The organism is Microbacterium elymi, from assembly GCF_021582895.2.
In the GTDB taxonomy this organism is placed as follows: domain Bacteria; phylum Actinomycetota; class Actinomycetes; order Actinomycetales; family Microbacteriaceae; genus Microbacterium; species Microbacterium humicola.
This window is the reverse complement of sequence record NZ_CP091139.2, coordinates 1,610,575-1,631,072: the sequence shown is the minus strand read 5'-3', so window position 1 is coordinate 1,631,072 and position 20,498 is coordinate 1,610,575. Positions and strand designations below refer to the sequence as shown.

The window sequence follows — 20,498 nt, the reverse complement described above, 5'->3', positions numbered from 1 at the left end:
ACACGAAATCGTACGATCTGGCCGAGTGAACATCATCCTGGGCCGAAATTGATGTGCAGTCGGCCAAGTCGTACGATTTCGGCGTCAGGGAGGATTCCGGCGTCAGAGAGGGGAGCGCGCACGGTGGCTCGTAGACTCGAGGCGTGACCGAAGACGTTCCCGTCCGCATCCGCCCCGAGATCGCGGCCCTGCCCCCGTACCGGCAGGGCAAGCAGGCCGGCGAAGACGCGTTCAAGCTGTCCAGCAACGAGAATCCGTACGAGCCGCTGCCCACGGTGGTCGAATCGCTGCGGCGCACCGTCGGCGTGAACCGCTACCCGGATGCCACGGCCGCCCGCCTGCGGCAGGCGCTGGCCGCGCGGTTCGGCGTCACCCCCGACGAGGTGCACATCGGCGCCGGCAGCGTGTCGATCCTGTCGCAGCTGATGCTGGCCGCCGCCGGTCCCGGCGACGAGGTCGTCTACGCATGGCGCTCGTTCGAGGCGTACCCGGGTCTGGTCCTGATCGCCGGGGCGACGCCGGTCGAGGTGCCGCTGACCGCGGACGCCCGGCACGATCTGGACGCGATGGCCGCCGCCGTCACCGACCGCACCCGCGCGATCATCGTGTGCAAGCCCGAACAACCCGACCGGCCCGGTGGTCACCCAGGCCGAGTTCGAGGCATTCCTGGCCAAGATCCCGTCCGACCTGCTCGTGCTCCTGGACGAGGCGTACGCCGAGTTCGTCACCGATCCGGACGCCGTCGACGGCCTGCGCAAGCTCGGCCGCGACGACCACCCCAACGTCGTCGTGCTGCGCACGTTCTCCAAGGCGTTCGGCCTGGCCGGCCTGCGGGTCGGCTACGCCATCGGGCACCGCCGCATCCTCGATGCGGCCCGCTCCACCGCCGTGCCCCTGTCGGTCACGGCGCAGTCCGAAGAGGCGGCGCTGGCGAGCCTGGACGCCGAGGCCGAGCTCCTTGCGCGCGTGCACACGATCGCCGACCGCCGCGACCGGGTCGTCGACGGCCTGCGCGCCCAGGGCTGGGCGGTCCCAGAGGCGCAGGGCAACTTCGTGTGGCTGGCCACCGGCGCCCAGACGATGGAGGCCGCGGAGCGGTTCGAGGGCGACGGATGCATCGTCCGGCCGTTCGCCGGCGACGGCATCCGCGTCTCGGTCGGCGAGGAGGAGTCTGTGGAGAAGGTACTGCAAATTGCAGGATCCATTGTCGAGTCTCTTCCGGAGGGGCATCCGGCGCGACGGTTAGCGTAGAACGGTGCTCCCCACCGATGACGATGTGACCCCTGACGACCCGGGCCTGGTCCGAGTCCTCGATCCGAGCGGATCACTCGCGCCGACACCCGCCGCGGAACCGTATCTCGACCTGGTCGAGGCGCTGCCCGACGCCGAGCTGGAGCAGTTCTACCGCGACATGGTGGTGGTGCGCGCGTTCGACCAGCAGGCCACCAACCTGCAGCGGCAGGGACAGCTCGCGCTCTGGCCGCCGAGCCTCGGGCAGGAGGCCGCCCAGGTCGGCTCGGCCTACGCCGCCCGCACCCAGGATCATCTGTTCCCGTCGTACCGCGAGCACGCGGTCTGCATGATCCGGGGCGTCGACCCGATCGACATCATCCGGCTCATGCGCGGCCTCACGCACGGGGGATGGGATCCGTCCGACCCGGCCGTCGGCAACACCCACATCTACACGCTGGTGCTCGGCTCGCAGACCCTGCACGCCACCGGGCTGGCCATGGGACTGGCCTTCGACGGCAAGTCGGGCACCGGCGATCCGGACCGCGACGAGGCCGTCATCGTGTACTACGGCGACGGGGCCTCCAGCCAGGGCGACGTGCACGAGGCGATGGTGTTCGCCGCCAGCTACCAGACCCCCGAGGTGTTCTTCCTGCAGAACAACCAGTGGGCGATCTCGGTGCCGGTCGCCACCCAGGCACGCGTGCCGCTGTCCCGCCGCGGTGCCGGCTACGGCATCCCGTCGGTCCGCCTGGACGGCAACGACGTGCTCGCCAGCTACGCGGTCACCCGTTGCGCCCTCGACGAGGCCCGCGCCGGGACCGGCCCGCGCGCGATCGAGGCCGTCACCTACCGGATGGGCGCGCACACCACCAGCGACGACCCCACCAAGTACCGCACCTCGGACGAAGAGGAATCGTGGGCGCGCCGCGACCCGATCGCGCGGATGCGCGCGTACCTGCGCGGGCGGGGGGCCTCCGACGCCTTCTTCGACGAGGTGGATGCCGCGGCCGCCGCGGGCGCCGACGACATCCGCACGCGCACGGTCGCGCTGGGGCCGATCCCGGCCTCGACGATCTTCGACCACGTGTATTCCGAGCCGCATCCGCTGATGGAACGCGAGAAGGCGTGGCTGGCCGAGTACGAGACATCCCTCGAGGAGGGCACCCGATGAGCGCTCCTGTCGCATCCTCCGCCGCGCCGGTGAGTGAGCCGGCGGACGTCGACGGCGGCCCCGCCGTGCAGACCATGCCGTTCAGCCGGGCGTTGAACGCCGGGCTGCGCCGCGCGATGGCCGACAACGACCGGGTGCTGCTGATGGGCGAGGACATCGGCCGGCTCGGCGGCGTGTTCCGCGTCACCGAGGGCTGCAGGCCGAGTTCGGCGAGCAGCGGGTGCTCGACACCCCGCTGGCCGAGTCCGGCATCGTCGGCACGGCGATCGGCCTGGCGATGGGCGGATTCCGTCCGGTGGTCGAGATCCAGTTCGACGGGTTCGTGTTCCCCGCGTTCGACCAGATCACCACCCAGCTGGCCAAGATCACGAACCGGCACGAGGGCGCGCTGCGGATGCCGGTGGTCATCCGCATCCCGTACGGCGGCCACATCGGGGCGGTCGAGCATCACCAGGAGAGCCCGGAGACGTACTTCGCGCACACCCCGGGCCTGCGGGTGGTCTCGCCGTCCACGCCGAACGACGCGTACTGGATGATCCAGGATGCGATCGCGTCGGACGACCCGGTGATCTTCCTCGAGCCGAAGGCGAAGTACTGGCAGAAGGGCGAGGTGGACCAGGCCGCCCCGGCGCTGCCGCTGCACGCATCGCGGATCGTGCGGCGCGGCACCGACGTCACCCTGGTCGGGCACGGCGCCATGGTCACGACGCTTGCAGGCCGCCGCCCTGGCCGAGGGCGAGGGCGTCTCGTGCGAGGTCATCGACCTGCGCTCGCTGTCGCCGATCGATTACGGGCCGGTGCTGGATTCGATCCGGCACACCGGCCGGATGGTCTACGCGCAGGAGGCCCCCGGCTTCGTGTCGCTCGGCGGCGAGGTTGCGGCGACCGTCATGACCGAGGCGTTCTACGCGCTCGAGGCCCCGGTGCTGCGGGTGTCGGGCTTCGACGCCCCGTTCCCGCCCGCCAAGCTCGAGGGCGTGTTCCTGCCCGACCCGGACCGCATCCTCGAGGCCGTCGACCGCGTCCTCGCCTACTGAGAAGACCCTCCGCGATGACCGCGAAAGTGCATCTGACGGGCGAGAGTATGGGTGATGCCCGCTCTCTCGGCCGTCAGATGCACTCTCGGCACGGTGCTGGCGGGGTGACGAAGGGAACGATATGAGCCCCCAGACCTTCCTGCTGCCGGATGTCGGCGAGGGCCTCACCGAGGCCGAGATCGTCAGCTGGCACGTGGCCCCCGGCGACCAGGTCGCCGTCAACGACGTCCTGGTCGAGATCGAGACGGCCAAGTCGCTCGTCGAGCTGCCGTCGCCGTTCGACGGCACCGTCGGCGAGATCCTCGTGACCGAGGGGACGACGGTGGATGTCGGAACCCCGATCATCACGATCGCGTCGGGCGCGGCATCCGCCCCCGACGCCGTGATGGGGCAGAGCGAGCACGGCGAGCCGGAGGCCGAACCGGCGACCGAGGGCTCCGTGCTCGTCGGCTACGGCACCGGCGGCCCGGTGAAGTCGCGCCGTCGCAAGCCCGCCGAGCGCCCGGTGCGCGCCTCGGTCGGAGCCGTCGCCAAGCCGCCGATCCGCAAGCTCGCGCGCGACCTGGGGATCGACCTGTCCGCGGTCACGCCCTCCGGCCCCGCCGGCGAGGTCACCCGCGACGACGTCCTGAAGCAGGCGTCGCAGGCCAGCGTCTTCCGCAACATCGAGACCCCCGACTGGTCGCCGGTGCGCGAAGAGACCATCCCGGTCGCGGCGCCGGCCGCGGCATCCGTCGACGAGCGCACCGAGACGATCCCGGTCAAGGGCGTGCGCAAGGCCGTCGCCAGCGGCATGGTGCGCAAGCGCCTACACCGCCCCGCACGTGACGGTGTGGACGGATGTCGATGCCACCCGCACGATGGAGCTCGTCAAGCGGCTCAAGTCCTCGCCGGACTTCGCCGACATCAAGGTGTCGCCTCTGCTGATCGTGGCCCGCGCCGTGATCTGGGCCGTCCGGCGCACGCCGATGGTCAACGCGGCGTGGATCGAGACCGGAGACGGCGCCGAGATCCGGGTGCGGCACTACGTGAACCTCGGGATCGCCGCGGCGACGCCGCGCGGGCTGCTGGTGCCGAACATCAAGGATGCGCAGAACCTGACGATGCGCGAGCTCGCCGCGGCGCTGCAGAAGCTCACGCTCACCGCCCGCGAGGGCAAGACCACTCCGGCCGACCAGCAGGACGGCACGATCACGATCACGAACATCGGCGTGTTCGGGATGGATGCCGGAACCCCGATCCTGAACCCCGGTGAGGCCGGGATCGTCGCGATGGGCACGATCCGGCAGAAGCCCTGGGTGGTCGACGGCGAGGTGCGTCCGCGCTGGGTCACCACCGTGGCCGGATCGTTCGACCACCGCGTGGTCGACGGCGACGGCATGAGCCGGTTCATCGCCGACGTCGCCTCGATCCTGGAGGAGCCCGCCCTCCTGCTCGACTGACCGCCGGCCGGCCGCCGCCCCGACCGCCCGACCCGGCCCGCCCCGGCCCGGCCCGGCCCGGCCCGGCCGCCGCCCCGACAGCGAGGGCGGCGGGGAGAGGGGGAGAGAGGCGCCCCGTGAGTTGAGAATGATTCTCATTACGGGTTAGGGTGGGGGACGTGATGAGAAACCGCGTGATCTTCGCCGCCTCGATCGCCTCCACGGCCGCCCTGTTCGCCGGATGCTCCGGCCCGACCGCCGCCGACGGCTCGGGGGATGGGCGCATCGCCGTGGTCGCTTCGACGAACGTGTACGGATCGATCGCCGAGGCCGTCGGCGGCGACCGCGTGGACGTCACCTCGATCATCGACTCCTTCGCGCTGGATCCGCACGAGTACGAGGCGAGCGCCCGCGACCAGCTTGCGCGTGGCGCATGCCGCGGTCGTGATCGAGAACGGCGGCGGGTTCGACCCGTTCATCGACGGCCTGATCCAGGCATCCGACAGCAAGGCCGCCGTGATCACCGCCGCGACCCTCTCGCCGGAGTACCCCGCCGACGGCGACCTCGGCACCCACCGTGACGACGACGCCCACGCCCATGACCACCTCGAGGGGTTCAACGAGCACGTGTTCTACGACCCCGCCGTGATGGCCACGCTCGCCGGCAAAGTCGCCGAGGAGCTCGGCACGATCGACCCGGCGGGCAAGGACGCGTTCGCGACGAACGCGCAGGCGTTCACGGCCGGCATCGAGAAGATCGACGGCCGCCTGGCCCAGCTGAAGAGCGCGCACGAGGGAACGGGCGTGTTCGTCACCGAGCCGCTGCCGCTCTCCCTCACCGATGCGGCCGGCCTGGACAACAAGACGCCCCCGGCCTTCAGCGAAGCCGTCGAGGAAGGGCAGGATGTCGCGCCCGCGACGCTTCTGGAAGCGCTGCAGATCATCTCGGCGAAGCAGGTCGCCGTCGTGGTCGTCAATGCGCAGGCCGGCGGAGCCGAGACCGACCGGGTGGAGCAGGATGCGAAGGATGCCGGCATCCCGACGCTGCGGTTCTCCGAGCCTTGCCCGACGGCGAGACCTACCTGACCTGGATGACGGCCAACGTCGACGCGCTCGCCGGCGCCCTGTCCTAGCCTCCGCCGCGACCCGGTCGCAGCCGCTCGCCCTCGCCCCGTGCCCTCCCTCGCCCCGTCCGGATGTCGAGACCAGGGATCCTCCGTGACACCGAGTGCATTCCGCCCGGTTTCGCGGCGATTCCCCGGTCTCGGCGTCTGCTCGGCGTCTGCTCGGCGTCTGCCGGGCGAAGGTCGCGCACACACTGAGAACCGTTATCACTAAGGTGGAGTGGTGAAATCCGAGCATTCCGGCCCGCCCCTCGTGATCGAGAACGCGGCGCTGCGACGCGGCGGCCACGGCCTGTGGTCGGGCCTGGACCTGACCGTCGACCCGGGTGAGCTCATCGCCGTGCTCGGGCCGTCCGGCTCGGGCAAGACCACGCTGCTGCGCGCGATCCTCGGGCTCGACCGGCTCAGCAAGGGCCGGATCACCGCGCTCGGCGAGCCCGTGCACCGCGCCGGCAACCGGCGGATCGGATACATCCCGGCAGCGCCCGCTGCCCGCGACACCGCGATGCGGGCCCGCGATCTGGTGCGCCTGGGGGTCGACGGGCACCGGTTCGGTCCGCCGATCCCGCATCGCGGCGACCGGGAGCGCGTCGACGAGCTTGCGCGCGGCCGGCGCCGCGGCGTTCGCCGACCGTCCGGTCGGGCTGCTCTCCGGCGGCGAGCAGGACGGCTGCGGGTCGCGCAGGCCCTGGCCGACCAGCCGAGGCTGCTGCTGTGCGACGAGCCGCTGACGAGCCTCGATCTGGCAAACCAAGACGCCGTCGTGCGCATGATCGACCGGCATCGGCGCGAGCAGCAGGCGGCCGTGCTGCTGGTCACGCACGACATCAACCCGGTGCTCGGCAAGGTCGACCGCATCCTCTACCTCGCCGGTGGGCGATTCATGCTCGGCGCTCCGCGCGACGTGCTCCGCAGCGATGTGCTCACCGACCTGTACGGCGCGGCGGTGTTCGTGATGCGGGCCGGGAACCGACTCGTGGTCGTCGGCGCACCGGATGCCGAGGCATCCCACCACCACCACGAAGGCGAGCACGAATGAGCTGGGGGATGTCTGGAACGCCATGTTCGGCGGCGTGGCCGACTACGGCGAGATCCTGGCACTGGTGTCGAACTCCGTGTGGGCGGGGGCCGTCCTCGGGCTCGTGGGCGGCCTGATCGGCGTGTTCGTGATGCAAGCGCGACATGGCGTTCGCCGTGCACGGCATCAGCGAGCTCTCGTTCGCCGGCGCCGCGGCGGCCCTGCTGCTGGGGGCGGATGCCGTGACCGGATCGATCGTCGGATCGCTGATCGCCGCGGGGCTCATCGGGTGGCTCGGCGCCCGCGCGCGGGAGCGCAACTCGATCATCGGCGTCCTGATGCCGTTCGGGCTGGGCCTGGGCATCCTGTTCCTGTCGCTGTATCCGGGTCGCAGCGCGAACCGGTTCAGTCTGCTGACCGGCCAGATCGTCACGGTGCAGAGTGCGCAGCTGGGCTGGCTGATCGTGATCAGCGCGGTCGTCCTGGTCGGGCTCGTCCTGATGTGGCGGCCGCTGCGCTTCGATTCGCTCGACCCGCAGGCCGCCGCCGCGCGGGGCGTGCCGGTGCGGTGGGTCTCGCTCGGGTTCATGCTGATGCTGGGCCTGGTGGTCGCCGTCGCCGTGCACATCATCGGCGCCCTCCTCGTGCTGGCGTTGGTGGTCACCCCCGCCGCCGCGGCCATGCGGGTGGCGACCGGTCCGGTCGCGGTGCCCGTGCTCGCGGCGGTCTTCGGTCTCGTCTCGGCCGTCGGCGGCATCCTGCTCGCCGTCATGGGCGAACTGCCGGTGAGCCCGTACATCACCACGATCTCGTTCGTGATCTACCTGGTCTGCCGGGGCGTGGGCGCCGGCCGCGACCGCGTCACGCGCTCGGCGGCATAGCCCCCGCCGGGCGCCGTCCGCCCCGCACCCGTCCCTTGTGGCACGGCCGATGCGCAGAGCCTGCGCGGCCACGACGGCCGTCTGAGACCTTCCTTAGTCGGTCGCGCGCACGCTCACCCCATGGTGGTCAGCGCGTTCCTCGCGTCATCCGGATCGCCCGCTCTCGTCGCCGGCGGGGCGGTGATCACCGGTGCCGGGGGCGGCTTCCTGATCGGACGCCGGCACGGGCGTCGATGGTTCCGTCCCGATGTGCGCATCCTGAAGTCCGCGTACCTCGATGAGACAGACGCGTTCTTCCCGCGGCGGGGGACGCCGTGACATGACGACTCTCGACCTCGAGGGGCGGATCCACAGCCCCACGGATCCCCCATCCCGGCGGCGGCTTGCGCCTGGCCGCGGTATCCCTGGGCGCCGTGGCCGCGGCGCTCGCCATGACCGGCTCGTGGATCCCCTCGCTGTGGGGCGACGAGGCGGCCAGCGTCCTGTCTGCGACACGGCCGGTCGGAAGCCTGCTCGCGATGGTCATACACGTCGACGTCGTGCATGCGGCCTACTACCTCGGCCTGCACGACTGGGTCGCGCTATTCGGCGCCGGCCCGTTCTCGGTGCGGTTTCCCTCCGCGCTCGCCGCGGGGATGTGCGCGGCCGCCGTCACCTGGATGTGCGGGCGCGTGGGCACCGTCCGCTTCGGCGTCCTGGCCGGCGTCCTCGTCGCGGTCCTGCCACGGCTCACCTATGCGGGCGAAGAAGCCCGTTCCTATGCGTGGGACGCGGCTCTGGCCGCGATCCTGTGCGCCATCGTCGTCGAGCTGCTGCTCGGCCGGGGGCCCTCCCGGCCGTGGTGGATCGCCTACACCGTGGTGCTCACGGTCGGCGTCTACGCGTTCCTCTACTTCGCGTTGCTCACCCTTGCCGTCGGCGCGGCGATCGCGATGACGCCCGAACTGCGGCCGCAACGGCGTCGCTGGCTGATCGCATCGGCCACTGCATCCGCCCTGGCGCTGCCCTGCTCGCCGTCGCGGCGACCCAGACGGCGCAGATCGGGTATCTGCGCGGGACGGATGTCGCGGGCCCGACCGCCGTGTTCATCCAGATGTGGTTCGCCACACCGCTGTTCGCGGCGATCGCCTGGGCCCTGATCGGTATCGCGACGCTTGGCGTGGTCGGCGATGCCGCGCGGCACATCGGTGACGGATCACCGGTGCGCGCGCTGGATGTGCTGGCCGTGTGCTGGCTGGTGATCCCGGTGGGGATCCTGGTCGCGGCGAGTCCGGTCGCGCCCGGATTCACCGCGCGGTATGGCACCTACGCCGCCCCCGCGGCCGCGGTGCTGATGGCGTCCGGCATCCGCCGGCTCGCGCGACTGCGATTCGGCCGGCGGCTCGCTCCGATCGCCCTGCTCGCGGTCATCGCGGCGGCAGTCCCGGTGTGGGCCTCGCAACGTACGCCGTTCGCGAAGAACCAGTCGGACTGGAACCAGATCGCCCAGGTGATCCGCACGCACGCGCGCGTCGGCGACGCGATCGTGTTCGACGATGGCACCCGCCCATCTCGCCGGCCGCGGCTGGCGATGGACACCGACCCGACATCCTTCGCAACCGTCCGCGATGTCACGCTGGCCTCGCCGTACCCCGACGATCCGACGTGGTATGACACCACGATGTCGGTGGATGCTGCGGCCCGCCACGGCCGGTTCCACGACGTGCAGCGGGTGTGGGTGGTCGAATACCGGGTCGGTCGGGCGGTGGACACCTGGGGCGTGGACGAGCTGCGTCGCCTCGGATACCGCGAGCGTGAGCGCGTCGTCGATCACCGCAGCGTCGTCGCCCTCTACACGTCTGCCGACTGACTGTCAGCGGCGCTTGGCCCGCGGCAAGCCCGATCGTGATCGTCGTCCCGTCGGCCGAGGTCTCGGTCACCTCGACCCAGCCGCCGAACCGCCCGGCGGTGTCCTGCACCAGCGACAGCCCGATCCCGAAACCGCCGGCGCCCGGCTCGGCGGCGCGCGCGAACCGATCGAACACGCGCTCGACGGGGATGCCGCGGATGCCGGGACCATGGTCGCGGACGGCGATCCGCACCTGCGCGCGGTCCGCACGCACCGCGACCTCGACGGCGTCTCCGGCGGCGGAGTTCTTCACGGCGTTGTCGATCACCGCGACCAGGGCGCGGTGCAGGCTCGTCTCGGGGACCCGCACCCAGACGTCCGGGGCGACGTCGCCCGCGGTCACGTGCACGCCCCTGTCCTGGCCGAGCATCCGCATCGACGACACCGCCGTCTGCACGATCGGTGCGAGCGCCACGGCTGCTGGTGCCCGGACGAGGCGACGTCGACCGAGTCGAGCAGGTCCGAGACCACGGCGATCAGCGAGCGGGAGTCCGCGCGCAAGCTCGGCGACGATGCCCCGCTGCGGATCGTCGGGCGGCAGAGAGCGCTCGAGCACCTGCAGCCGCGCGTCGAGGACGGCCAGCGGCGTGCGCAAGCTCGTGCGAGGCGTCGGCGACGAAGCGGCGCTGCCGGGCCAGCGCATCCACGAGCGGCGCGACGGCGCGGCGGGTGACGATCAGACTGAGGGTGCAGGCCAGCACGATGGCGAGCAGCCCGATGACGACGATCCCGGCCAGCGCGTCCAGCCCCCCGACATCGATCGACTCCTCGTGGTGCCGTCGGTCCAGCAGCTCGGCCAGGGGATCTGCCCCAGCACGATCGAGGACGCCGCCACCAGCACTGCGATCACCAGCACGGTCGCGGCGACGGTCATCCACGCCCCGACCGTCCACGCCGTCCGGCGGACCAGCCGGGCATCGGCATCCAATCGCCGCCGCCTCGCGCGGCCCGTCACATCATCCCCAGTCGATAGCCGCGCCCGCGCACGGTCGTGATGATGTCGCGATCGGTCTTGCGCCGCAGGTAGTGCACATACGTGTCGACCGTGCCGGGCGTGTCGGTCGCATCGAAGACGGCCTCGAGGATCTCGCCCCGGCTGAACGTCCTGCGGGGGTGCAGGGCGAGCAGTCGAGCAGCGCGCTCTCGCGATCGGTGAGGATGCTGCGGCCCTCGTACGGCGAGTAGACGGCACGCGACTCGGGGTAGAACTCCCACGGGCCGATGCGGACGAACGGCCCCTCGCCGTCGTCGGTCCGTCGGATCGCCCGCAGCCGGGCGAACAGCTCGTCGAAGTCGAACGGCTTGACGAGGTAGTCGTCGGCGCCGGCGTCCAGGCCGCTCACCTTGTCGTGCACCGTGCCCAGCGCCGTGAGGATCAGGGCGGGGGTGCGCACCCCCTCGCGGCGCAGGCGGGCGATGATCTCGAGGCCGTCCAGCCCGGGGAGCCGGCGATCGATCACGAAGACGGCGAACATGCCGTCCACTGCGGCGGCCAGCGCATCCGCACCATCCGGGATCAGGACCACGTCATACACCTCGTCGAGCACCCGGGCCATCAGGGGGCCGAGCTCGGGTCGTCCTCGGCGAGCAGCAGGCGCGGCCGGTCGCCGGTCATCGTGCGGATCCCATCCGGTCGTCCTCCCCGAGCGCGGCTTGCGGCCCCTGTGAGAAAGATACGTCCGTCCCGGGCGTGCGTCACGGCGCGTCGGCCGGCAGGTGCGTCGGAAGACCGTCGTCGGCGAGCAGGCGGATGCGCCCGGCCACCCGGTCTGCGGCCACGGCGAGCACCGGCACGAGGATCATCGAGGCGATCACATCGGTCGGGTAGTGCGCGCCGAGGTAGATGCGCGACCAGCCGGTCAGAAGCACGACCACCGCGGCGATCGCCACCGCGACCGCGCGGGCACGCCCGGTTGCGAGCAGCAGGATCACGGCGCAAGCCGAGGGCGGCCGCGAACGCCGTATGCCCGCTGGGGAAGCTGTAGGTCAGCGGCGTGGTGGCCGCCTGGCCGAGGAGTGCCGGGTCGGGCCGGGGTCGCCGCACGATGTCCTTGATCGCCTCGGCGACCGCCCAGGGCACCGCGATCACGATCGCCGTGCGGGCCGTGAGCCGCCAGGATCGGGTGCGCAGATATGCCACCGCCAGCACGATCAGGACGACCAGGATCGCCCCGGCCGGCCCGAAGCCGATGCCGATCGCCCCGGCGACGAGCTCGAGTCCGGCACCGCCCACGGACTGCACGGCACGGATCGCCTGGTCCTCGGCGACCGACCAGTCGGGGTGCCCGACGATCGCGAATCCGGCGCCGATGACCACGGCGAGAACAGCGCCGGCGAGGATCAGGGGCGCGACGAGCGCGGGGCGGGGTGAGCTGGTGTGCATGCACAGAACACTGGACGCCTCGCTCTGAGAATCGGCTGAGACGCGCCGCGGCCGTCGCGCGCGGACGCTCTCTGGGTGATTTCTTAGCGTGCGACATCCACTCTCTTCCGCGTGAGCGCACAGATCCCCGCGGCCCGACCGGTGAGCCGAGTGGCCGCTCCGTCGGTGATGTTCTGGGTCACGAAGGGCGCCTCGACGGCGCTGGGCGAGGCGCTGTCGGACTTCTCGATCCACGTGATGCCTCCGGTAGTCGCGGTGCTGCTCGGATTCGCGCTGTTCGCCGCCGCCCTCGCGCTCGAGCTGACCCGGCGGCGCTTCATCGCGGGCGTCTACTGGCTCGCGGTGGCGATGGTCGGCGTGTTCGGGACGATGGCGGCGGATGTCGTGCACGTCGTGCTCGGGGCGCCCTACGCGGTCTCGACCGCCGTGTACGCCCTGCTGCTGGCACTGGTCTTCGTCGGCTGGCGGCTGATCGAGCGCACCCTGGACGTGCACGAGATCACCAGCGCCCGCCGCGAGCTGTTCTACTGGGCGGCCGTCGTGGGCACCTTCGCGCTGGGCACCGCGCTGGGCGACTTCACCGCGGTCGGACTGGGGCTGGGATATCTGCCGTCGATCGCCCTGTTCGCGCTGCTGATCCTCGTCCCGGCGCTCGGGTATCGCGTGCTGCGCTGGAACGCCGTGTTCGCGTTCTGGTTCGCGTACGTGCTGACCCGGCCGCTGGGGGCGTCGGTCGCGGACTGGCTGGGCAAGCCCGTCGCCGACGGCGGCGTCGGCCTGGGCGCCGGCTGGGTGTCGCTCGGGTTCGCGGTGACGATGCTGGCCCTGGTGCTGGCGACTGTGCTGGCCACGGGGCGCGTTCACGCGTCGGTCGATCGGCGCTCGGGGATGCCGAGGGCCGCCGCGGCGCCCGCCCCCGCGCCTGCCCCACCCGGAGCCGACGAGCTCTGACCGGCGGTGCGCGTCGACTCCGAGTCCTAGGCTCGCGGTGTGAGCATCCCGACCGACATCCTGCCGACCCTCGTCGGCGTCGCGGTGCTGGCGGCGGTCACGACCGGCGTGCTGCTGCCGTTCCGGGTGCCCGCGGCGTGGACGCCGCTGCTGGCCATCCTGCGCGGCGCCGTGCAGCTGGCCGTGATCAGCGTCATCCTCAGCGGGATCATCACCCAGCCGGGCTGGATCGCCGTCGCCCTGTGCGTGATGTTCGCCATCGCCGCGTCGGTCGCAACCGGTCGGATCGGCTGGTCATGGCGGTCGATGACCATGATGACCGGCTCGATGGGCGCCGGCATCCTGCTCGCGGCGGTCATCGTGTTCAGCACCGGCGCGCTGGAGTTCACCCCGCGCTACGCCCTGGCCATCGGCGCGATCGTGATCGGCAACGCGATGACCATCGCCACGCTCACCGGCCGGATGCTGACGACGGCCGTCATCGACCACTGGGACGAGGTGGAGGGCTGGCTGGCCCTGGGCGCCACCCCGCGCCAGTCGACGATCGGGCTGGCGCGGCGTGCGGTGCGCGACGCGCTGATCCCGACGATCGACCAGACCAAGACGACGGGGCTCGTCGTGCTGCCGGGGCGTTCGTGGGGGCGATCTTCGGCGGCATCTCGCCGCTGGAGGCCGGCCGGTTCCAGCTCGTCGTGCTCGCGGCGATCATGACGGCGGGGTCGCTGACGGCGGTGCTGGTCGCGACCTGGATGGGGAGGATCACCGTCAAGCCCGTCCCGCTGCGGTGAGGGATGCCGGAGGCCGACGCCCAGCCTCATCTCGGGGAGCCCGCCTAGACTCGGAGCATGGCCCAGCGGAACACCTGGCAGCGCGAACGCGTGCGCGAGGCGCTCACCGACGCCCCCGGATTCGTGAGCGCGCAGACGCTGCACGCGACCCTGCGCGACGAGAACACCGGCATCGGCCTGGCCACCGTGTACCGCGCGCTGTCCGACATGGCTTCGGCCGGCGACGCCGACTCGCTGCAGAGCCCCGAGGGCGAGAGCCTGTACCGCGCCTGCACCAGCCCGGGCCACCACCACCACCTCATCTGCCGATCGTGCGGGCTGACCGTCGAGATCGCCGCGACCGACGTCGAGGACTGGGCGCGACGCACGGCCGCCGGCCATGGGTTCACCGAGGCCGAGCACGTCGTGGACATCTTCGGCCTGTGCGCCGACTGTGCGGCACGACGCGACGCTGCAGGCAAGAGCACGAGCTGACGTGACGCGGACCCCGGCCGCGGCATCCGTCGCCCGCCCGAAGCCCACCGATCGCCTCCGGCCGCCTCGCCGGCCGGCGCCCCGGCGCGCCCTCCTGCTCGGGATCGGCGTCGCCGCGATCGCCGTGCTGTTCGCGCTGGACGCGTTCGCGCCGCAGCTGATGCCCGGGGTCCCGACCCGCGCGCAGGACGGGCTGACCCTTGCGATCAGCGTGCTGATCGAGTCGCTGCCGTTCGTCGTGCTGGGCGTCCTGCTCTCGATCGTCGTGCAGGTGTGGATCCCGCCGGGGATGATCGAGCGGTGGATGCCGCGGCGCGCGTGGGCCCGGCGGGCCGTGCTGTCTCTGCTGGGCATGGTGATCCCGGTGTGCGAGTGCGGCAACGTCCCGTTCGCCCGCGGCCTGCTCATGCGCGGGTTCACGGTGCCCGAGACGCTCACGTTCCTGATGGCCGCGCCGATCGTGAACCCGATCGTGATCATCACGACCCACCAGGCGTTCGGCTTCAGCGACGGCATCCTCGTCGCGCGGCTCGTCGGCGGCTATCTGATCGCCAACCTGATCGGATGGATCTACAGCCGGCATCCCGACCCGGACGCCCTGCTGACCGAGCGGTTCCGCGACACGTGCGAGCTGGTCACGCACGAGCCCGGCGACCGGTGGCGGCGCAGCCTCGCCCAGTTCGTCGTCGAGCTGCGCGCGGTGATGCCGGCGCTGATCATCGGATCGGCCGTGGCCGGTGCCGTGCAGGTGCTCGTGCCGCGCGACGCGCTGCTGGCGATCGGATCGAACCCGGTGTTCTCGATCGTGGCGATGATCATGCTGGCCATGATCGTGTCGATCTGCTCGAACGTCGACTCGTTCTTCGCGCTGTCGTTCGCCTCCACGTTCACGCCGGGGTCGATCGTGGCGTTCCTGCTGGTGGGGCCGCTGGTGGACGTGAAGATGATGGCCCTGCTGCGGACCACGTTCACCACCCGGGTGCTGATCGGGATGGTGGTCACCGTGGTGCTGGCGGCGTTCGCCATCGGGGTGGGGGTGAACCTTGTCGCGTAGCGCCTCGGTCTGGAACCGCTGGCTCGGCGTGGGGCTCGCCTCGTGCCTGGCGGTGGTGACCCTCGGGCTCGCGCTGACCGGCCGGCTGGCCCTGTACATCAACCCGTCGTCGAACTGGTTCGCGATCCCGATGGCGGTGCTCCTGCTGGTCGGGGCGGCGTTGAGCTTCCTGCTGCCGCCCGGCGCCGAGGAGGACCACGGCCACGACCACGGCGACGCCTCTCACGCCCCTCACGCCCCCGCGCCCCCGGCCGCCGCTGGTCCGCGAAATCGTACGATTTGGCCGAGTGCACATCAAACCGGGCCGAGTTTCATGTTCAGTGGGCCAGATCGTACGATTTCGCGGCAGGGGTGGGGCGGAGCGCAGGGGCGGTGGTCGCCGCCACCGGGGGCGTCGCCGCGACCGGCGTCATCCTGTCGATCCTGCTGCCGCCCGCGTCGCTGTCGGCCGAGATCGCGCAGAGCCGCGACGTCGGCGCGGCGCCGCTGTTCGCGGGCGCGGATGTCGTGAGCCTGGCCACCCACGGAGACACGGCCAAGTTCGGGGTCGGCGACTGGGCCAGCGTGTTCGCGACCGCCACGAATCCCGACGCGTTCGAGGGCGACGCGGTCACCCTGACCGGATTCGCGACGCCGGCCGACGGGGGCGGCTTCGAGCTGACCCGCCTGATCATCACCCACTGCGTGATCGACGCGCAGCCGGCCAGCGTCCCGGTGGTCGGATCCGGCGCCGCACCGAAGACCGGCGCGTGGATCGAGGTCACCGGCACCGTCCGCTCGAGCGGGTCCGGCGCGCTGCAGATCGCGGCGACCGGCGTGAAGCCGATCCCCGAGCCCCAGGATCCGTATGAGTACTGACGCCGGAACCCGGCGTGCGGCCTCCCGCCGGCGTCGAGGACGGGCGTTCGCCGGCACGTTCGCGGCCGTCCTGGGTGCGCTCGCCGTCCTCGGACTGGCCGGGGCCGCCGTCGGCGGTGCGCAGGGACCGCGGCCCACGGCGGTGCACGTGGATCCGGATGCCGCGGCCACGGCATCCGGCGCGCGCCTGATCATGACGATGAACCAGTCGCTCGCACAAGATCAGGCCCGCACAGGTCACGGTGACCCCGGATGCCGAGTTCACCGTCGACACCGCCGGCCGCGACCTGGGCATCCGCTTCACCCTCCCGCTGCACGACGACACCGAGTACACGGTGCGCGTCGCCGGCGTGACCGGGCTCGGCGGCGGCCCGTCCACCACCGTGACCGAGACGTTCCGCACGCCGGGGCTGCAGACGTACCTGCTCGAGCGCGGCAGGCACGGCGACCGGATCCTGCGCACCGACCTGCACGGCGCCGACCCGGTGCCGGTGTTCAGCGGCGAGCACATCGAGGACTTCCGCGCCACGACCGGGCACCTGGTCATCTCCACGCTCGATGCCAAAGGCAACACGGCGCTCGTCGTGACCGACCTGCAGGGCAAGGGCGAGCGCACCCTCCCGCTGCCCGGACCCGGCACCATCTGCAGGCTGCAGAGCGCCGACCGCGGCGAGCTCGTCGGGTACACGTTCTCGGATGCCGCACTCGGCACCGCCGGCGCCCGCGAGAACCGGCTGTTCATCGCCTCGGTCAAGGATGCCGCCGCCGACACCGCCCCCACCGAGGTCGCCGTCAGCGGCACCGAGAAGCGGGTCGCCGACTGGCGCTTCGTGCCCGACAGCGACAGCATCCTTGTCCTCACCTACGACGGGCGGATGCTGCCGAGCAGCGCCGACGGACAGGATGCCGCGGACCTCGGCACCGGGATGGCGATCGACGGCATCGCCCGGGGATCGTCCGTCGCCGTCGTCGAGCGGGCCGACGGGATGGTCACCGTCGACCTCACCGACGGCACCCAGAACACGCTCACCAAGGCCAGCCTCGACGGACGCGACGTGCCCGGCCGGATGGGGGTCGTCACCCCGATCCCCGGCGCGGACGGCGGGTCGATCCGCCCCTACACGGTGCTGGACGTGGCCGGCGGCACCGGCGCCGGCCAGGGCGTTCCGGAGGGGACGCGGGTATACCGGGTCGCGGGCGACGGGGCCGCGGCATCCGTCTTCGACATGCCCCCGACGGATGCCCTGCTGCAGACCTGCGTGTCGCCGAGCGGCCAGTACGCGGCCATCACCGTCGCGCCCGATGCGGTCTCGAACAGCTACGACCAGTACCGGATGCCGATGCCGACCCGGGTGGTCACGCACGTGATCGCGCTCGCCGACGGCAGCGCCGTGCACACCTTCACCGGCTTCGACCTGTCCTGGTGTCAGGTGCCTCCGCCGCCGTCCCAGTGACGGGCGTGCTGGATGGTCCGGCGTCGCACGCCGCGGAGGTCAGGAAGCGCCGAACCGCTCCGTGAACGCCCGCAGCATCCGACCCGGCTCGGTGACCGGCGTGGCAAGCACCCGCTTGCGCGATCGCGTCGTACTCGGCGGCGTCGAAGTATCCGCCGTCGCGGTACAGCGCCATCCGCTCGGTGAACGGCACCGGCGTCGACTCGGGATGGAACTGCGTCGCATACAGGCGATCGCCCACCCGGTACGCCTGCGCCGGGCAGGCTTCGTTCGTGGCGAGCAGGGTCGCACCGGCCGGGGCGGCGCCGGCGCCCTCCTTGTGGGCGGACAGCGCGTGGAACGGCGAGGCGAGGCCGCCCGTGATCGGGTCGTCGCGACCGGCTGGGGTGAGCACGACGGTCGCCGGTCCGGTCGGTTCGGGATGCTGCCGGCTCACCTGGCCGCCCAGCATCCGGGTGACGACCCCGATGCCGTAGCAGGTGAACAGCGCCGCGGTGCGCGCGTCGGCCGCTCGAGCCGCGATCGCCTCGAGTTCGGATTCGACGCGGCGCTGCACGTCGGACTTGTCGCGCTCCGGGTCGGTCAGGTTGAACGGGCTGCCGCCGACGAGGAACCCGCGCCACCGCTCGAACGCATCCGCCGGCAGCGGCGCGCGAGTGAGGTCGTGCTGCTCGAGCTCGTCCGGACCCAGACCGGCCGTCTCGCGGAAGGACGCGTATTCGGCGGCGGCCGCCTCATGCTGCGGGCGCACGCACAGGTAGACGAGCGGCATGCGGCGAGTCTACGGCGGGGTGCGTGCGGGGCCGGGCGGTCGGGCGAGCCCGCGCCGCTCGGCGCCCCGCGCCGGTTCGGGCGCGCGGGTCGGGGTCCCGCACCGGTTCGGGCGCGCGCCGGTCGGCTCGCCGCGCCGGTCGGCGCCCCGCGCCCGTTCCCGACTTGTCAGAACTGGCGGGAATCATCGCGACCATACCGACCACTTTTGACGAGTCACGCACGGGCGAGTGGTCGGGGAGGGCCGGGCGGTCCCGCGCTCCGGCGTATCGTGGAGCGCGGGCGCCCCGCCCCGACCGCCATGACTGACACCGCACCCGAGACCGTGCCCCCGGCATCCGCCCGCTCGGCATCCGACAACCGAGCCGTGCCCCCCGCATCCGCCGACCGAGCCGTGCCCCCCGCATCCATCGACCGAGCCGTGCCCCCGGCATCCGCCCGCTCCGCCATGCATCCGGCCGCGCGCGCCGAGCTGTCCGGGCTGCCGCTCGAGGTCGCCCCGCGCCTGCTCGGCGGCGTGCTCACGGTGACGGTGGATGCCGAGACCGTCGCCGCGCGGATCACCGAGGTCGAGGCGTATCACGGCAAGGGCACCGGGCCGGTGCCGGATCCGGGATCGCACGCGCGCATGGGGTACACCCGCCGCAACGCCACGATGTGGGGCGAACCCGGTCACCTGTACGTGTACCTGAGCCACGGCATCCACTCCTGCGCCAACGTGGTGTGCGGCCCGGAGGGCGAGGCCGGCGGGATCCTGCCGCGCGCCGGCGAGATCGTCGAGGGGCTCGAGGTCGCGCGGCGACGCCGGCCGGCTGCCCGCACCGATCGCGAGCTCGCCCGTGGGCCCGGACGATTCGGCGACGCGATGGGACTGCGGCACGCGCTGCACGACGGCATCGACGTGGTCGAGTCCGCGCCGTTCGGCGACGCTGTGGCGCGGCTCGAGCTGCGGGACGAGCCGCTGGCATCCGTGGCATCCGGTCCCCGCGTCGGCATCGCCGGGATCGCCGGGACGGATGCCTTCCCCTGGCGGTTTTGGATCGCCGGCGACCGCACCGTCTCACCGTTCCGCTGGGGGCGGGGAGCCGCCGAGGCCGCGGCATCCCGCTGACGCCTGCGCGCGGGAGGACCCGCCGCCTCAGCCGCCGAAGCGCTGCGTGCCGAGCACGGAGAGCAGCTCGAGCTTCTCGGCCGCCTCGCTGTGCGGCGCGGCGGTGAGCACGAGCAGCGCCTGCGACTGGTCTTCGGTGAACAGGACCTGGCAGTCCAGCTCGATCGGGCCCAGCTCGGGATGGATGAGCGTCTTGTGGTCTTCGAAGCGCGCCGCCACCTCGTGCCGGTCCCACAGCTCGGCGAATTCGGGGCTGACCTCCTGCAGGGCGCGAACGAGCTCTCCGGCGCGCGAACGCCGGCCCATCGCGCCGTACGCGACCCGCAGGTTCGCGACCAGGGCCCGCGCCAGCCGGGGGTGGTCGTCTTCGGGGTAGACGGCGCGCGAGGTCGGCTCGGTGAACCAGCGGTAGACGTCGCTGCGTGAGGGGCCGGTGCGTGCCGTCGTGTCGCCGAACAGCGACGTCGCCATCCGGTTCGCCACCAGGGTCTCGCCGAGGTTCGAGAGGATCAGCGCCGGCGTGTCCTCGAGCCGGTCGAGCACGCGCAGCAGCGGCGGCGCGACATGCGGGAGGGAGCGGCGCCGGCCCGGCGCCGAATGCCCCGCCGTGCGGAAGAGATAGTCGCGCTCGTCATCGGTCAGGCGCAGAGCGCGGGCGAGAGCGGCGAGCATCTGCTCGCTCGGCTGGGGACCGCGACGCTGCTCGAGGCGGGTGTAGTAGTCGGCCGACATCCCGGTCAGGGCTGCGACCTCCTCACGCCGCAGCCCCGGCGCCCGCCGCCGAGCGCCCGCCGGAAGCCCGACATCGGCGGGTTGCAGCGACGCCCGGCGGCGGCGGAGGAAGTCGGCGAGTGCGACGCGGTCCATCCCCCATTGTGCGG

18 protein-coding genes and 7 pseudogenes are annotated in these 20,498 nt (G+C 72.2%); 18 read left to right on the top strand and 7 right to left on the bottom strand.

Going from position 1 to position 20,498, the window contains the following annotated elements; all coding sequences use genetic code 11:
* Positions 1–143 precede the first annotated feature (143 nt).
* The 11 genes and pseudogenes from L2X98_RS08825 to L2X98_RS08780 all read left to right on the top strand — a co-directional run bounded on the left by L2X98_RS08825 (position 144) and on the right by L2X98_RS08780 (position 9,734).
* Positions 144–1,251: pseudogene (locus tag L2X98_RS08825) on the top strand (histidinol-phosphate transaminase).
* A 4-nt stretch (positions 1,252–1,255) separates the two neighbouring features.
* Positions 1,256–2,404, top strand: a complete 1,149-nt coding sequence (locus L2X98_RS08820) for a thiamine pyrophosphate-dependent dehydrogenase E1 component subunit alpha (RefSeq protein WP_259613005.1) — start codon at positions 1,256–1,258, stop codon at positions 2,402–2,404.
* Between the two features lie 74 nt (positions 2,405–2,478).
* A pseudogene (locus L2X98_RS08815) lies at positions 2,479–3,441 on the top strand (alpha-ketoacid dehydrogenase subunit beta).
* A 121-nt stretch (positions 3,442–3,562) separates the two neighbouring features.
* Positions 3,563–4,883 (top strand): annotated as a pseudogene (locus tag L2X98_RS08810) (dihydrolipoamide acetyltransferase family protein).
* A gap of 161 nt (positions 4,884–5,044) precedes the next feature.
* Positions 5,045–5,443, top strand: coding sequence for a metal ABC transporter solute-binding protein, Zn/Mn family (locus tag L2X98_RS20665; RefSeq protein ID WP_354003027.1), 399 nt, complete (start codon positions 5,045–5,047; stop codon positions 5,441–5,443).
* Positions 5,340–5,948 carry a metal ABC transporter solute-binding protein, Zn/Mn family gene (locus tag L2X98_RS20660; RefSeq protein WP_354003026.1) on the top strand — a complete coding sequence of 203 codons (609 nt, stop codon included), beginning with the start codon at positions 5,340–5,342 and terminating at the stop codon, positions 5,946–5,948. Before L2X98_RS20665 ends, L2X98_RS20660 begins: the two co-directional genes overlap by 104 nt.
* A 261-nt stretch (positions 5,949–6,209) precedes the next feature.
* Entirely contained in the window at positions 6,210–7,025 is an 816-nt protein-coding gene (locus L2X98_RS08800; protein ID WP_259613004.1) for a metal ABC transporter ATP-binding protein, read from the top strand.
* Between the two features lie 22 nt (positions 7,026–7,047).
* Positions 7,048–7,885 (top strand): annotated as a pseudogene (locus L2X98_RS08795) (metal ABC transporter permease).
* A 120-nt stretch (positions 7,886–8,005) separates the two neighbouring features.
* Complete coding sequence (locus L2X98_RS08790) at positions 8,006–8,203, top strand: SNARE-associated domain-containing protein (protein WP_259613003.1); 198 nt, start codon at positions 8,006–8,008, stop codon at positions 8,201–8,203.
* Between the two features lie 95 nt (positions 8,204–8,298).
* The gene (locus L2X98_RS08785) at positions 8,299–9,024 is read left to right on the top strand and encodes a glycosyltransferase family 39 protein (RefSeq protein ID WP_259613002.1); all 726 of its coding nucleotides are present in this window, start codon (positions 8,299–8,301) and stop codon (positions 9,022–9,024) included.
* On the top strand, positions 8,967–9,734 hold the full coding sequence (locus L2X98_RS08780) for a hypothetical protein (RefSeq protein WP_259613001.1): 768 nt from the start codon (positions 8,967–8,969) through the stop codon (positions 9,732–9,734). Before L2X98_RS08785 ends, L2X98_RS08780 begins: the two co-directional genes overlap by 58 nt.
* 37 nt (positions 9,735–9,771) lie before the next feature.
* Here the strand turns inward: L2X98_RS08780 and L2X98_RS08775 are convergent.
* The 5 genes and pseudogenes from L2X98_RS08775 to L2X98_RS22245 all read right to left on the bottom strand — a co-directional run.
* Positions 9,772–10,143: pseudogene (locus L2X98_RS08775) on the bottom strand (sensor histidine kinase); the annotation flags it as partial.
* A 106-nt stretch (positions 10,144–10,249) separates the two neighbouring features.
* Complete coding sequence (locus tag L2X98_RS08770) at positions 10,250–10,651, bottom strand: hypothetical protein (RefSeq protein WP_259613000.1); 402 nt, start codon at positions 10,649–10,651, stop codon at positions 10,250–10,252.
* 73 nt (positions 10,652–10,724) lie between these two features.
* On the bottom strand, positions 10,725–10,988 hold the full coding sequence (locus tag L2X98_RS20655; RefSeq protein WP_354003025.1) for a winged helix-turn-helix domain-containing protein: 264 nt from the start codon (positions 10,986–10,988) through the stop codon (positions 10,725–10,727).
* Between the two features lie 113 nt (positions 10,989–11,101).
* Positions 11,102–11,329 (bottom strand): annotated as a pseudogene (locus L2X98_RS20650) (response regulator); the annotation flags it as partial.
* A complete protein-coding gene (locus L2X98_RS22245; protein WP_435526264.1) occupies positions 11,329–12,156 on the bottom strand; it encodes a phosphatase PAP2 family protein in 828 nt (275 codons plus the stop codon). The gene L2X98_RS22245 and the pseudogene L2X98_RS20650, both read right to left, overlap by 1 nt.
* Positions 12,157–12,267: 111 nt before the next feature.
* Here L2X98_RS22245 and L2X98_RS08755 point away from each other — a divergent pair, with 111 nt between their 5' ends.
* The 6 genes and pseudogenes from L2X98_RS08755 to L2X98_RS08730 all read left to right on the top strand — a co-directional run bounded on the left by L2X98_RS08755 (position 12,268) and on the right by L2X98_RS08730 (position 17,735).
* Entirely contained in the window at positions 12,268–13,107 is an 840-nt protein-coding gene (locus L2X98_RS08755) for a COG4705 family protein (protein ID WP_259612999.1), read from the top strand.
* Between the two features lie 39 nt (positions 13,108–13,146).
* Positions 13,147–13,799: pseudogene (locus L2X98_RS08750) on the top strand (ABC transporter permease); the annotation flags it as partial.
* 153 nt (positions 13,800–13,952) lie between these two features.
* A complete protein-coding gene (locus tag L2X98_RS08745; protein WP_259612998.1) occupies positions 13,953–14,369 on the top strand; it encodes a Fur family transcriptional regulator in 417 nt (138 codons plus the stop codon).
* 1 nt (position 14,370) lies between these two features.
* Positions 14,371–15,423 (top strand): permease, encoded by a 1,053-nt coding sequence (locus L2X98_RS08740; RefSeq protein ID WP_259612997.1) that lies wholly within the window; start codon positions 14,371–14,373, stop codon positions 15,421–15,423.
* Positions 15,424–15,774: 351 nt separating this feature from the next.
* A complete protein-coding gene (locus L2X98_RS22240) occupies positions 15,775–16,281 on the top strand; it encodes a TIGR03943 family putative permease subunit (RefSeq protein WP_435526263.1) in 507 nt (168 codons plus the stop codon).
* Between the two features lie 242 nt (positions 16,282–16,523).
* The gene (locus tag L2X98_RS08730; protein WP_259612996.1) at positions 16,524–17,735 is read left to right on the top strand and encodes a hypothetical protein; all 1,212 of its coding nucleotides are present in this window, start codon (positions 16,524–16,526) and stop codon (positions 17,733–17,735) included.
* Here the strand turns inward: L2X98_RS08730 and L2X98_RS08725 are convergent.
* Entirely contained in the window at positions 17,683–18,507 is an 825-nt protein-coding gene (locus L2X98_RS08725) for a glutamine amidotransferase-related protein (RefSeq protein ID WP_354002968.1), read from the bottom strand. The two genes, L2X98_RS08730 and L2X98_RS08725, sit on opposite strands and share 53 nt — an antisense overlap.
* A 447-nt stretch (positions 18,508–18,954) precedes the next feature.
* On the opposite strand from L2X98_RS08725, the gene L2X98_RS08720 reads away from it, so the two are divergent.
* The gene (locus L2X98_RS08720; protein WP_259613258.1) at positions 18,955–19,617 is read left to right on the top strand and encodes a DNA-3-methyladenine glycosylase; all 663 of its coding nucleotides are present in this window, start codon (positions 18,955–18,957) and stop codon (positions 19,615–19,617) included.
* Positions 19,618–19,644: 27 nt separating this feature from the next.
* Here the strand turns inward: L2X98_RS08720 and L2X98_RS08715 are convergent, their stop codons facing one another.
* Positions 19,645–20,484: a helix-turn-helix transcriptional regulator gene (locus tag L2X98_RS08715; protein WP_259612995.1), complete on the bottom strand. Its 840-nt coding sequence runs from the start codon at positions 20,482–20,484 to the stop codon at positions 19,645–19,647.
* Positions 20,485–20,498 lie beyond the last annotated feature (14 nt).

What these genes read in the sequence shown, in the direction of transcription:
- L2X98_RS20665 (WP_354003027.1), top strand. Translation starts at nt 5,045, where the DNA reads ATGAGAAACCGCGTGATCTTCGCCGCCTCGATCGCCTCCACGGCCGCC.
- L2X98_RS08790 (WP_259613003.1), top strand. Translation starts at nt 8,006, where the DNA reads ATGGTGGTCAGCGCGTTCCTCGCGTCATCCGGATCGCCCGCTCTCGTC.
- L2X98_RS22245 (WP_435526264.1), bottom strand. Translation starts at nt 12,156, where the DNA reads ATGCACACCAGCTCACCCCGCCCCGCGCTCGTCGCGCCCCTGATCCTC.
- L2X98_RS08745 (WP_259612998.1), top strand. Translation starts at nt 13,953, where the DNA reads ATGGCCCAGCGGAACACCTGGCAGCGCGAACGCGTGCGCGAGGCGCTC.
- L2X98_RS08725 (WP_354002968.1), bottom strand. Translation starts at nt 18,507, where the DNA reads ATGCCGCTCGTCTACCTGTGCGTGCGCCCGCAGCATGAGGCGGCCGCC.
- L2X98_RS08720 (WP_259613258.1), top strand. Translation starts at nt 18,955, where the DNA reads ATGCATCCGGCCGCGCGCGCCGAGCTGTCCGGGCTGCCGCTCGAGGTC.
- L2X98_RS08715 (WP_259612995.1), bottom strand. Translation starts at nt 20,484, where the DNA reads ATGGACCGCGTCGCACTCGCCGACTTCCTCCGCCGCCGCCGGGCGTCG.